12 protein-coding genes are annotated in these 11858 nt (G+C 72.7%); 4 read left to right on the plus strand and 8 right to left on the minus strand.

All coding sequences use genetic code 11. From position 1 onward, the window contains the following. Nucleotides 1–113 precede the first annotated feature (113 nt). The 3 genes from OOJ91_RS09595 to OOJ91_RS09605 form a co-directional block, all read right to left on the minus strand. Nucleotides 114–881 (minus strand): hypothetical protein, encoded by a 768-nt coding sequence (locus OOJ91_RS09595; RefSeq protein WP_266244281.1) that lies wholly within the window; start codon nt 879–881, stop codon nt 114–116. 225 nt (nt 882–1106) lie between these two features. Next, the gene (locus tag OOJ91_RS09600) at nt 1107–2213 is read right to left on the minus strand and encodes an SPFH domain-containing protein (protein ID WP_039908693.1); all 1107 of its coding nucleotides are present in this window, start codon (nt 2211–2213) and stop codon (nt 1107–1109) included. Between the two features lie 5 nt (nt 2214–2218). Beyond that, nucleotides 2219–2692: an NfeD family protein gene (locus OOJ91_RS09605; protein WP_266244282.1), complete on the minus strand. Its 474-nt coding sequence runs from the start codon at nt 2690–2692 to the stop codon at nt 2219–2221. 120 nt (nt 2693–2812) lie between these two features. On the opposite strand from OOJ91_RS09605, the gene OOJ91_RS09610 reads away from it, so the two are divergent. Continuing rightward, the gene (locus OOJ91_RS09610) at nt 2813–4126 is read left to right on the plus strand and encodes a serine hydrolase domain-containing protein (protein ID WP_266244283.1); all 1314 of its coding nucleotides are present in this window, start codon (nt 2813–2815) and stop codon (nt 4124–4126) included. 202 nt (nt 4127–4328) lie between these two features. On the opposite strand, the gene OOJ91_RS09615 is transcribed toward OOJ91_RS09610, so the two are convergent. Continuing rightward, nucleotides 4329–5141 carry a DUF3097 domain-containing protein gene (locus OOJ91_RS09615; RefSeq protein ID WP_266244284.1) on the minus strand — a complete coding sequence of 271 codons (813 nt, stop codon included), beginning with the start codon at nt 5139–5141 and terminating at the stop codon, nt 4329–4331. Between the two features lie 181 nt (nt 5142–5322). Here OOJ91_RS09615 and OOJ91_RS09620 point away from each other — a divergent pair, with 181 nt between their 5' ends. Then, on the plus strand, nt 5323–6117 hold the full coding sequence (locus tag OOJ91_RS09620) for a hypothetical protein (protein ID WP_039908695.1): 795 nt from the start codon (nt 5323–5325) through the stop codon (nt 6115–6117). Between the two features lie 206 nt (nt 6118–6323). On the opposite strand, the gene OOJ91_RS09625 is transcribed toward OOJ91_RS09620, so the two are convergent. The 4 genes from OOJ91_RS09625 to fabG form a co-directional block, all read right to left on the minus strand. Continuing rightward, nucleotides 6324–7103 carry an HAD-IIA family hydrolase gene (locus OOJ91_RS09625; RefSeq protein WP_007462546.1) on the minus strand — a complete coding sequence of 260 codons (780 nt, stop codon included), beginning with the start codon at nt 7101–7103 and terminating at the stop codon, nt 6324–6326. Next, nucleotides 7096–8148, minus strand: coding sequence for a ferrochelatase (locus tag OOJ91_RS09630; protein WP_266244285.1), 1053 nt, complete (start codon nt 8146–8148; stop codon nt 7096–7098). The genes OOJ91_RS09625 and OOJ91_RS09630 overlap by 8 nt, the downstream gene beginning before the upstream one ends. Nucleotides 8149–8248: 100 nt before the next feature. Beyond that, nucleotides 8249–9016 carry an enoyl-ACP reductase FabI gene (fabI, locus tag OOJ91_RS09635; RefSeq protein ID WP_266244286.1) on the minus strand — a complete coding sequence of 256 codons (768 nt, stop codon included), beginning with the start codon at nt 9014–9016 and terminating at the stop codon, nt 8249–8251. Between the two features lie 27 nt (nt 9017–9043). After that, complete coding sequence (fabG, locus tag OOJ91_RS09640; protein ID WP_007462552.1) at nt 9044–9748, minus strand: 3-oxoacyl-ACP reductase FabG; 705 nt, start codon at nt 9746–9748, stop codon at nt 9044–9046. A gap of 155 nt (nt 9749–9903) precedes the next feature. On the opposite strand from fabG, the gene OOJ91_RS09645 reads away from it, so the two are divergent. Both OOJ91_RS09645 and OOJ91_RS09650 read left to right on the plus strand, forming a co-directional pair. After that, nucleotides 9904–11133, plus strand: coding sequence for a sensor histidine kinase (locus OOJ91_RS09645; protein ID WP_266244287.1), 1230 nt, complete (start codon nt 9904–9906; stop codon nt 11131–11133). Beyond that, nucleotides 11130–11792, plus strand: coding sequence for a response regulator (locus tag OOJ91_RS09650; protein ID WP_266244288.1), 663 nt, complete (start codon nt 11130–11132; stop codon nt 11790–11792). Before OOJ91_RS09645 ends, OOJ91_RS09650 begins: the two co-directional genes overlap by 4 nt. The last annotated feature ends 66 nt before the right edge of the window (nt 11793–11858 follow it).

An 11858-nucleotide genomic window follows, 5' to 3' on the forward strand; every position in this document is an offset into this window, starting at 1 on the left:
ATCGGCCCTCCGGCTGACGCAAACCTCTTGATCACCGGGACGGGCGGGGGCCGGGGGCTGGGTGGGAGCTGGGTGGGTGGGTGGGTGGGTGGGTGGGTGGGTGGTGGGTGGGTTTAGGGGGTTGGGGTGCTTAGGCTGGCGCTTGCTGCGTCTCTGGCGGTTTCTCGGGGCATCAGGCGGCCGGAGCGGTAGCCGATGCCGATGCCGGCGATCAGCACGAAGATCGCGCCGAACGTCTGGAGTGAGCCGATCAGGGCGCCGCCCAGGCCGAGCAGCGGCGCGGCGATGATCAGCATGACGCCGTCACCGAGGCTGAAGGTGCCCGAGCGAGCCACCGCCCACCCGGTGAGGAACCAGCCCACGCTGTAGAACGTCGCGCCGAGCAAGACCAGCGACCGCGCGGTGGTCCCGAAGACCGGCGTCTGCTCTTCCAGCCCGGCGAAGGGCAGCATCAGCACGGTGCCGGCGATGCTGACCAGCAGGCCGGCGGCGGCCACCCGGCGACTGCGCGTGGCGGCCAGCAGGCCGGTGAGGGCCAGCAGCGCGAGCAGGCCGAGCCAGACCGCGGCCACCCAGCCGATCAGGTACACGGCACGGCCGTCGGCCGGATACGGGTCGTTGCCCACCCCGCCGTCGCTGGCCATCGCCACCGCGCCGTAGAGGATGGCGTACGCGGGCAGCAGCCACACCGCGGCCCGCGCGAACCGGCGTACCGACCAGGCCCAACTGGCGTTCGTGGCCGGCCCGGCCGGGGTCGGCTCGCCCACGAAGGGCAGTACGCCGAACCCACCGCCGGTGCTCCGGGAGCCCAGTGGAGCGGCCGGATCGTGCGCGCCTGGCACCGGGGCCGAGGACCACATCCGATTCGCCGGATCCTTCATGCGTCACCTCGCTCGTCCGCGAGCGGTGCGGAACGCGCCGGGGCGCCCCGATTGCCTGGTCACCACCCGTCCTAGGACCGATCGTGGCAGGCATCGGAGCGCCCCATGAGTCTTTCTCGCATTAGGCCCTGCAGCAAAGCCCTCGGCCGAGTGCTTTGAACAGGCCCCGAGGCCGAGCATGGGAGCCCTCGGTCGAGGCTCACCCTGCCCGGCCGGTGTGCCGGATCAGCCGCGCTCGCGCTGGTCGGCCGGGTCCTCGGTCAGGCTGGCCGGGGTGACCGGCTCCGGCGCGGGCAACCCCTGCGGCTTGTTGCCGCCGGTGGCCTGCGCCTCGGCGACGCGTACCTCGTCGTGGATCTGCTGGGCGGCGTCCGCCGCGGCCTGCGCCGCCTCCGCTGCCTCGCGCTCCACCTGGCTCGCGTGGTCGGCAGCCTCCGGCGAGGGCAGGTCCCCCACCATCTGGCTCAGCCCACCGAGCGCGCCACCCATGCCCTCCAGGGCCTTGGTCAGCTCGGCCGGGATGATCCAGACCTTGTTGGCGCTGCCCTGGGCGATCTGCGGCAGAGCCTGCAGGTATTGATACGCGAGGACCTTCTGGCTCGGGTTGGCCTGGTGGATCGCGTCGAAGACCGTCCGGATGGCCTTCGCCTGACCCTCGGCCTGCAGGATCCGGGCCTGCCGGTCACCGTCGGCCCGCAGCACCGCAGACTGCTTGTCACCCTCGGCGGTGAGGATCACCGACTGCTTGTGGCCCTCGGCGGTCAGGATCGCCGCGCGACGGTCCCGCTCGGCGCGCATCTGCTTCTCCATCGAGTCGCGGATGCTGGCCGGCGGCTCGATCGCCTTGATCTCGACCCGGGTCACCTTGATGCCCCACCGGCCGGTGGTCTCGTCCAGCACGCCGGAGAGGTGCCGGTTGATCTCGTCCCGGCTGGTCAGCGCCCGCTCCAGGTCGAGGGAGCCGATCACGTTCCGCAGCGTGGTGACGGTGAGCTGCTCGATGGCCTGGAGGAAGCTGGAGATCTCGTAGGTCGCCCGGACCGAGTCGACCACCTTGAAGTAGAGGACCGTGTCGATCGAGACCACCAGGTTGTCCGAGGTGATCACCGGCTGCGGCGGGAAGCTGACGACCTGCTCCCGCATGTCGACCTTGGTGCGTACGGCGTCGATGAACGGCACCAGCAGGTTGAGGCCGGGGTTGAGGGTGCGCTTGTACTTGCCGAGCCGTTCCACCACGTCCTGGCGCTGCTGCGGCACGATCCGCACCGCCTTGGCCAGCGTTATCACGGCGATCAACGCCACCGCGATCACCAGCACACCCAATATCGTCATCCCGTTCACCCTCTCGCTTCCGGCAGCTCGCCGGCGGAAGAAACGTCGTCCTGCCAGACCAGGGCGGTCGCGCCCCGGACCTTTATCACCCGAACCCGTTGACCGGGCTCGAAAGTCTGCGTCGTGTCGTAGGGCCGGGCGGTCCACAGCTCCCCGTCGATCTTGACGAGGCCGTGGTCGGCGTCCACCCGCTCCAGCACCAGGGCCGTGGAGCCCTCGATCGCCTCCACGCCGAACGGCTGCTCGCCACTCTCCAGCGCCGAACGGCGATGCCGCCGGATGACCGGACGGGCCACCACCAGGCTCAACGCGGACACCACCGCGAAGACCAGAGCCTGCACGGCCACCGGCGCACCGAGAGCGGCGGCGCCGGCGGCAGCGAACGCGCCGAGCCCGAACATGATCAGAAAGAGCGTCGTCGTGAAGATCTCGGCGACCGCCAGCACCACACCCAAAACGATCCACACCACCGCGTCCACCCCCTGATCGTGACACGCAAATGCACGCACGGCCTCCCCGGGAAGATCAGTAGGCTCATCGACGCCCTTTCCGGCCCGCCGAAACGCCACCAATCGGCGCCCGACCCGAGGAGGTCCCCCTTGACCCTGTTGCCCGAGACCGCCCGTCAGATCGACGCCCGGGTCGCGCAGGCCCAGGCCGACGGCCATGTCCCCTCGCTGGTGCTTGGCGTGGTACGCGACGGCACCCTGGCGCACCTGGCCATGGCCGGAGAGCATCCGCGCCCGGACGTCGATCTCCAGTACCGTCTGGGCTCGATCAGCAAGACCATGACCGCGACCCTGATCATGCAGTTGCGCGACGCCGGCCGGCTCGCCGTGGACGACCCGCTGGAGCGACACCTGCCGGGCACCGGCGTCGGCACGCTCACCCTGCGCCAACTGCTCGCGCACGTCAGCGGCATGCAGCGTGAACCCGAGGGCGACTGGTGGGAACGGGCGGCCGGCGTGGACCTCACCACCCTGCTCGCCGGGATCACCCCCGACCGGATCGCCTACCCGCCACACACCACCTACCACTACTGCAACCTGGCGTACGCACTGCTCGGCGGCGTCCTCGAACGACTCACCGGGACACCCTGGGCCGACCTGCTCGGCGAGCGGATCCTCACCCCGCTGGGCCTGCGCCGCACCACGTACGCGGCCACCGAGCCGTTCGCCCGCGGCTACGTCGTACACCCCTGGCACGACACCCTGCGCGAGGAGCCGCGCACCGACACCGGGGCGATGGCCCCGGCCGGGCAGCTCTGGTCGACGATCGAGGATCTGGGCCGCTGGGCCGCGTTCCTGGCCGACCCCGACCCGTCGGTGCTGACCGCCGAGACGCTCACCGAGATGTGCTCCCCCGTGGTGATCAGCGACCAGGAGTCCTGGAGACACGGCCACGGCCTCGGGTTGGAGCTCTTCCGGGAAGGCGACCGGGTGTACGTCGGACACGGTGGCTCCATGCCCGGTTACGTCGCCACGCTTGCCGTGCACAGGCCCAGCCACACCGCGGTCGTGGGCTTCGCCAACTCGTACGGTTTCCGCACCGGCTACCTGGGCGGGCTGGGCCGGCAACTGCTCACGCTGGTGCTGGACGCCGAACCCACCCCGGTCACCCCGTGGCGGCCGGCCGCCGCCCCACCGCCCGCCGAACTCGCCGAGCTGACCGGCCGCTGGTGGTGGATGGGCACCACAATCGAGGTGTACGCGGACGCCGCCGGCGACCTGCACGCCGGACCGGTCGGGGCGCCGAACCTCCGCTTCGTCGCCGAGGGCACGGACCGCTGGCGGGGCCGGGCCGGCGGACAGGACGGCGAGATCCTCACGGTGCGCCGCGACGAGCAGGGCCGCGCGGTCGCGCTGGACATCGCCACGTTCGTCTACTCCCGCAACCCCGACCAGGAGCCGTGAGCGCCCACCCGCGCCGCGCCGACCGCGCCACGCGGGGGTGCGCCGTCGGCCCAAGATCCGCGCAACTTCGCTGATGTTGCTGCTTCCAGTCGCGCGGAGGCAGCAACATCAGCGGAACTGCGCGGATCTTGCGGGCGGGCGGGGCACGGCGTCGGCGCGGGCGGGGCGGGGCGAGGGCGGGGCGAGGCCGGGGCGGGGCGGGTCAGGCGGGCTCGGTGACGAAGTCGATCAGGCGTTCCATGGCGTTGATCAAGGGGGTCTCGACGTCGGCGAAGCTGTTCACCCGGGACAGGATGTGTCGCCACATGTCGGCCGGCTCGGCCACTCCGAGAGCCGCGCAGACCCCCTCCTTCCACGGGCGTCCCGGCGGCACCACAGGCCACGCCGCGATGCCCAGCGCGGCCGGCTTGACCGCCTGCCACACGTCGACGTACGGGTGCCCGGTCACCAGCACGTACGGCGAGTTCACCCGGGCCACGATCCGGCTCTCCTTGCTGCCCGGCACGAGATGGTCGACGAGCACGCCCAGCCGCCTGGTGGTCCCGGGGCCGAAGTCGCGTACCGCGGCGTCGAGGTCGTCGATGCCGTCCAGCGGCTCCACGACCACGCCCTCGATCCGCAGGTCGTCGCCCCAGATGCGCTCGACGAGCGCGGCGTCGTGGATGCCCTCCACCCAGATCCGGCTGGCCTTGGCCACCTGGGCGCGAACGTTGTCCACCGCCACCGAACCGGACGCGGTACGTCGACGGGCAGCCGGCACCGGCGCGCGGCTCGGGCGGCGCAGCGTCACCGGACGGCCGTCGAGCAGGAACGCCGCGGGCAGCAGCGGGAAGTTACGCCGTTTACCGTGTCGGTCCTCAAGCACCACCGCGCCCGCCTCGAAGCCCACCACCGCGCCGCAGAACCCGGAGTCGGCGTCCTCCACCACAAGCTCCGGTTCGGCGTCCACCTCGGGGGTTACCTTCCGCCGCCGCCAGTCCCCCGCCAGCACGTCCTCGCCGTATCGCCCCGCCATGTCGATCACGCTAACCCCGCGCCACCGACCCGTTCACCCCGACACACCGGCACGTGTGCGACCGGGGGCGGGAGGTGGGCCAGCCCGGGAGCGGATGGGGCGAAGGGGGCAGTTCGGGGCACGCAGGGCAGCCGGAGCGGCAGTCGAGACAGGGCCACCGATGACCACGTACCCTTTCGGCATGTCCACCCCCGCAACGGGCGCGGCCACTCTTGCGCCGCGCCGGTCCAGCCGGTTCGTTGCCTGGGTGCGCGCGTGGCGCGCCGGGCTGGTGCCGTACGACGAGGTCGCCGACGCCATCGCCGGTGACGAGGAGCACCTCGTCGCAGACGCCCCCGGCACCTGGACCGACGTCCCGCTGGGTGCCGCGCTGCCCACTCTGGCCAAGCTCTCCCCCGACGAGATCCGTCTGGTGCTGCCCGCGCCGGGCGACCCTCGGGGTCTGCCCGGCCCTGGGGACTTCGCCGGGGCGGCGCTGGTGGCGGGCGAGGCGGTGGTGGCCGGTGGGCTGGGTCTGATTCCGCAGGTCCGCAGTCACACGTCCGGCTCGGGGGACTGTTTCGAGACGGTGCTGTGGCGGGTGTACCCGCTGCCGGCCAACGCCCCGGCGGCCTCGCTGTCGCTGCCCGGCGCCGCCGAGGCGGAGGCCGAGCTGGCCGCCGCGCTGGCCGAGACGACTGCCGCGCTGACCCGCCTCGACGTGGCCCAGTGGCGGCCCGAGTTGGCCGGAGCGCTCGCCGCGCTACGCCGCCCGGACGGCGCCACCGACCTGCCGCCCGGCTTCGACCCGCGGGCCCGCCGGCTCTTCGCCCGGGCCGCGGTGCTGGACCGGGTGCTCGCGCTGGCCGGGCACGCCGCCCCCGGTGGCGCGATCAACAACTACGAGGCCCAGCAGCGCGACGCCGCCCTGCGCCCGCTTACCACTGCCTGCCGGCAGGCGCTGGTCGCCGCCTGCAACGCGCCACTACGCCCCTGACCCGCCGGCAACCGGCGACCAGCGACCGGCAACCGGCGACCAGCGACCGGCGACCAGCGACCGGCGACCGGCGACCGGCGACCGGCGACCGGCGACATGATCGCGCTCGATCCATGATGTCGTGGCCTCGGGCACGACAGTGACCACTACATCCTGGATGCAGCGCGATCATCGCCGCCGCAGCGCGGCGCAACGCGGCGCGGGTGTCAGATCTCGTCGAGCAGGTCGGCCACCGAGTTGATGATCCGGGACGGGCGGTACGGGTAGCGCTCCGCCTCGGTGCGGCTGCTGATGCCGGTGAGCACCAGGATGGTCTCCAGCCCGGCCTCCAGGCCGCAGAGGATGTCGGTGTCCATCCGGTCGCCGATCATCGCGGTGGTCTCCGAGTGCGCGTTGATGGTGTTCAGCGCGGAGCGCATCATCATCGGGTTGGGCTTGCCGACGAAGTACGGCTCCACCCCGGTCGCCTTGGAGATCATGGCGGCGACCGAGCCGGCGGCGGGCAGCGCGCCCTCCACGGACGGGCCTGTCACGTCGGGGTTGGTGCAGATGAACCGCGCCCCGTCGTTGATCAGCCGCACCGCCTTGGTGATCGCCTCGAAGCTGTAGGTGCGGGTCTCGCCGAGCACCACGTAGTCCGGCGCGAAGTCGGTGAGCACGTAGCCGACCGCGTGCAGAGCCGTGGTCAGGCCGGCCTCCCCGATGACGTACGCGGTGCCGCCCGGCCGCTGGTCGGCGAGGAACTGGCCGGTCGCCAGAGCGGACGACCAGATCGACTCCTCCGGAACGTCCAGGCCCATCCGACTCAGCCGGGCCGTGAGGTCCCGCGGGGTGTAGATCGAGTTGTTGGTCAGCACCAGGAACGGCTTGCCGGAGGCGCGCATCCGGTTGATGAACTCGGGTGCCCCGGGCACCGGCTGGCCCTCGTGCACCAGCACGCCGTCCATGTCGGTGAGCCAGCTCTGCACGGGCTTGCGGTCATGCATCGGTGCTCCCAGCGGGTGTCGGACGGCGGGTCGGCACGCAGCACACGGTGGGACAGCTGTCCCACATGGGCAGTTCGCCGAGACGGCGACGCAGCTGCGCGCCGTCCGGGTCGGTCCGTTCGGTGACCAGCTCCCGGACCATGGTGACGAAGCGCGTGTCGGTGCCCGGGGTGCCGGCCCGGACGAAGTCCAGGCCGAGCTGCTTGGCCGTCTCCAGCGCCTCGGTGTCGAGGTCCCACACGACCTCCAGGTGGTCGGAGACGAACCCGATCGGGCTGACCACCACGCTCGTGGTGCCGTCCTCGGCGAGGGCGGCCAGGTGGTCGTTGATGTCCGGCTCCAGCCACGGCACGTGCGGGGGGCCCGAACGGCTCTGCCAGACCAGGTCGTACGCCAGGTCGGGGGCGGCGGCAGCGGCCACCAGCGCGGCGGCCTCGCGCAGTTGCGCCTCGTACCGGCCGCCGTGCGGGCCGGCGTTGGCCGCCATCGAGGTGGGGATGGAGTGGGCGGTGAACACCAGCCGGGTGGTGTCCCGCCGGGCCGGGTCGAGCTGGCCCAGCGCGGCGCGGACGGCGTCGACGTGCGGCTCGATGAAGCCGGGGTGGTCCCAGAACTGCCGGATCTTCTCGATCACCGGGGCGTCCGGGCCGACGGCGGCGCGGGCGGCGGCGATGTCCTCCTGGTACTGCCGGCAGGACGAGTAGCCGCCGTACGCGCTGGTGACGAAGGCGAGCGCCCGGGTCACCCCGTCGTCGCGCATCTGCGTCACGGTGTCGGCGAGCATCGGGTCCCAGTTGCGGTTGCCCCAGTAGACGGGCAGGTCGACACCGTGCGCGGCGAAGTCGGCGCGGACGGCGGCCAGCAGCTCGCGGTTCTGCTTGTTGATCGGGGACACCCCGCCGAAGTGCTGGTAGTGCTCGGCGACCTCGGCCAGCCGCTCGGGCGGCACGCCTCGGCCGCGGGTCACGTTCTGCAGGAACGGCATCACGTCCTCGGGCCGTTCGGGCCCGCCGAAGGACACCAGCACCACCGCGTCGTACACCATGGGGTCATTCTCGCCCCTCGGCCGCGACGGCCCGGCGACGCCCCCTGGTCCGGACGCGTGGATCACGCGGACGGCGACCAGGGAGCGGCGCGGTGCGGCGTCAGGAACCGATGGCGTGGTAGCCGCCGTCGACGTGCACGATCTCCCCGGTGGTGGCCGGGAACCAGTCGGAGAGCAGCGCCAGGCAGGCCCGGGCTGCCGGCTCCTGGTCGGTGAGGCTCCAGCCCAGCGGAGCACGCTCGGCCCAGGCCTCCTCGAACTGGTCGAAGCCGGGGATCGACTTCGCGGCGATGGTCCGCAGCGGCCCGGCGGCGACCAGGTTGCTGCGGATGCCCTGCTTGCCCAGGTGCATGGCGAGGTAACGGGACGCGGACTCCAGGCCGGCCTTGGCCACGCCCATCCAGTCGTAGACCGGCCACGCCTTCGTCGCGTCGAAGGTCAGGCCGACCACCGCGCCGCCGGACGACATCAGCGGCAGCGCCGCCATGGCCAGCGACTTGTACGAGTAGGTGGAGACGTGCAGGGCTGTCGCCACGTCCTCCCAGGGGGCGTCGAGGAAACCGCCGCCCAGGCAGCTCTGCGGGGCGAAACCGATCGAGTGCACCACGCCGTCGAGGCCGTCGACGTGCTCGCGGACCCGGTCGGCGAGGCTGGCCAGGTGCTCGGTGTTGGTCACGTCGACCTCGATCACCGGCGCGGGTTCGGGCAGCCGCTTGGCGATCCGCTCGACAAGGGAGAGCCGTCCGAAGCCGGTCAGCACGACCTGCGCGCCGTTCTCCTGGGCGAGTTTCGCCACCGAGAAGGCGATCGAAGCCTCGGTGATCACACCGGTGACGAGCAGCCGCTTACCGGCGAGCAGTCCGGACATCGCAGATTTCCTCCGTAGTCAAAAAGGTCAGTGGCCCATGCCGAGGCCGCCGTCGACCGGGATCACGGCGCCGGAGACGTACCCGGCGCTGTCCGAGGCCAGCCAGGCGACCACGGCGGCCACCTCGTCCGGGCTGGCCATCCGACCGGCCGGGATGGACTTGCGGATCTCCGCCTTGCGGTCGTCGCTGAGGCTGGCGGTCATGTCGGTGTCGATGAAGCCGGGCGCCACCACGTTCGCGGTGATGTTGCGGCTGCCCAGCTCACGGGTGATCGAGCGGGCCACGCCGACCAGGCCGGCCTTGCTGGCGGCGTAGTTGACCTGGCCGGCGCCGCCGGAGAGGCCCACCACCGAGGAGATGAAGATCATGCGGCCCCACTTGGCCCGCAGCATCTTGCCGGAGGCCCGCTTCGCGACCCGGAACGCTCCGGTGAGGTTGGTGTCCACCACACCTGTGAACTGCTCCTCGGACATTCGCAGCAGCAGCGTGTCGTCGGTCATGCCGGCGTTGGCGACAAGCACCTCGACCGGCCCCAGCTCGGCCTCGACGGCGGTGAACGCGGCGTCGATCGAGGCCGCGTCGGTGACGTCGGCGCGTACGCCGAACAGCCCGTCGGGGGCGTCGCCGCTGCGGTGGGTGACCGCCACCCGATCGCCCTGCTTGGCGAAGGCCTGCGCGATGGCCAGGCCGATCCCCCGGTTACCCCCGGTCACCAGCACGGTTCGGGCCACGGTTCCTCCTTGCGAATGGTCAGCGCGGACGCGTCGGAGCCTAGGCGTTACCGGCAGGTAAGCGCTAACGGGAGTCGCGTCACACTGGGGTACGACACCGGGATCAACCCCTGGTGGCACGCCCCGTGACGGGGTCGGCCCGTAGCCTCCGGGTGGTGAACCGGCAACCGATCGTCACGCCCCTGCGGGCGCTGCGGCAGACCCTGTGGGGGCCGGACGCCCCGCCGGGTCGACAGCTGTTGGCCCGCTGGCCCCGGCTGGCCCGAGCCGCCGCCCCGATCGGGCTGCTCGCCGCGCTCGGCCTTTTCTGGATCACGCTCACCGTGGAGAGCGACTGGGGTCTGCCGCCTCCGATCGCTGTGCTGTTCGCGGCGATGACAGTGGCGCCGCTGCTGGCGCTGCCCAGGCGTCCGCTGCTGGCCTGGCGGCTCACGGTGCTGGCCCTGCTGATCTGCACGTTCAACGCCCCGGCCGGGCTGCCCGGACCGTGGACGCCGCCGCTGGCGCTCGGGTCGATCGCGGTGGTCGCGGTGGTCGTCGCGCGGGTCGACAGGCCGGTGCTGGCCTGGGTGGTGGCGATCACCACGGTGCCGGTGCTCACCCTGGCGCACGCCGAGAACCGGGCCGCCGTCCTGGCGCTGCTCGGGGCGCTGGCGATCGTCGGTGACCTGATCCGGCGCAACAGGCTGTCCCGGCGGGCGCTGGCCGCGCAGACCGAGCTGAGCGAGCGGGAGCAGGAGCGCCGCGCGGTGCTTGAGGAACGCACCCGCATCGCCCGCGAGCTGCACGACGTGGTGGCGCATCACATGTCGCTGATCGCGGTGCAGGCCGAGACCGCGCCGTACCGGCTGACCGACGTGCCGGCGCCGGCAGCCGCGGAGTTCGCCGCCATCGCCGGCTCGGCCCGCGACGCGCTCACCGACATGCGGCGGCTGCTGGGGGTGCTGCGCAGCGAGGCCACCGGCCCGCAGACCGCTCCCCAACCCGATTTGGGCGACCTGGGCGCGATGGTGGACGCGGCCCGCCGCGCCGGGCTGCCGGTGACGCTCGACGTCGACCCGCCGGTCGACGGGCGGGTGCCCGCGCCGGTCGGGCTGGCCGCGTACCGCATCGTGCAGGAGGGCCTCGCCAACGCGGCCCGGCACGCGGCCGGCGCCGCGGTGCGCGTCACCGTCCGCGACCGCCGGTCCGGTCTGGGAGTACGCGTCGAGAACTCCCCGGCCGACGCCCGACCGACCGCCGACGGCGGCCCGGGGCACGGGCTGACCGGCATGCGGGAGCGGGCCACCTCGCTTGGCGGTACGTTCACCGCCGGGCCGCTGCCCGACGGCGGTTACGCGGTGGCGGCCGAGCTGCCGTACCAGGCGGAGAGCGGAGACGCATGATCAAGGTGCTGATCGCCGACGACCAGGCGATGGTCCGGCAGGGCTTCGGCGCGCTGCTGGCCGCCCAGCCGGACCTGCTCGTGGTGGGCGACGCCGCCGACGGCGCGCAGGCCGTCGCCGCCACCCGCCGGCTCGACCCGGACGTGGTGCTGATGGACGTGCGGATGCCGGTCATGAACGGGCTGGAGGCCACCCGCAAGCTGCTGGGCGACAGGTCGGCGCAGCGTCCCCGGGTGCTCATCCTCACGACGTTCGACCTGGACGACTACGTGTACGAGGCGCTGCGGGCCGGAGCCAGCGGCTTCCTGCTCAAGGACGCCCCGGCGGCCGACCTCGTGCAGGCGGTGCGTGTGGTGGCGGCCGGGGACGCCCTGCTCGCGCCGGCGGTGACCCGCCGGCTGATCGCCGAGTTCGCGGCCCGCCCGGACCGCCGCCGACCCCGCCCCACCGACCTGGCCGGACTCACGCCCCGCGAGACCGAGGTGCTGCGGCTGATCGCCCGGGGCCGCAACAACACGGAGATCGCCGGTGATCTGGTGGTGGCCGAGCAGACCGTGAAGACGCACGTCGGGCGGATCCTCGGCAAGCTGGGGCTGCGCGACCGGGCCCAGGCCGTGGTGCTGGCGTACGAGACGGGTCTGGTCGCCGCCGGCGAGTAGTCCCCCGGAGCCAGCCGGAAACGGCTCCCCGGTGCGACGACCGCGACCCGTACGCTCCCGCACTCT

Origin of the sequence: Micromonospora lupini, assembly GCF_026342015.1 — a bacterium.
In the GTDB taxonomy this organism is placed as follows: Bacteria; Actinomycetota; Actinomycetes; order Mycobacteriales; family Micromonosporaceae; genus Micromonospora; species Micromonospora lupini_B.

What these genes read in the sequence shown, in the direction of transcription:
- OOJ91_RS09620 (WP_039908695.1), top strand. Translation starts at nt 5,323, where the DNA reads ATGTCCACCCCCGCAACGGGCGCGGCCACTCTTGCGCCGCGCCGGTCC.
- OOJ91_RS09595 (WP_266244281.1), bottom strand. Translation starts at nt 881, where the DNA reads ATGAAGGATCCGGCGAATCGGATGTGGTCCTCGGCCCCGGTGCCAGGC.
- fabI (WP_266244286.1), bottom strand. Translation starts at nt 9,016, where the DNA reads ATGTCCGGACTGCTCGCCGGTAAGCGGCTGCTCGTCACCGGTGTGATC.
- OOJ91_RS09600 (WP_039908693.1), bottom strand. Translation starts at nt 2,213, where the DNA reads ATGACGATATTGGGTGTGCTGGTGATCGCGGTGGCGTTGATCGCCGTG.
- OOJ91_RS09650 (WP_266244288.1), top strand. Translation starts at nt 11,130, where the DNA reads ATGATCAAGGTGCTGATCGCCGACGACCAGGCGATGGTCCGGCAGGGC.
- OOJ91_RS09625 (WP_007462546.1), bottom strand. Translation starts at nt 7,103, where the DNA reads ATGCATGACCGCAAGCCCGTGCAGAGCTGGCTCACCGACATGGACGGC.
- OOJ91_RS09630 (WP_266244285.1), bottom strand. Translation starts at nt 8,148, where the DNA reads ATGGTGTACGACGCGGTGGTGCTGGTGTCCTTCGGCGGGCCCGAACGG.
- OOJ91_RS09615 (WP_266244284.1), bottom strand. Translation starts at nt 5,141, where the DNA reads ATGGCGGGGCGATACGGCGAGGACGTGCTGGCGGGGGACTGGCGGCGG.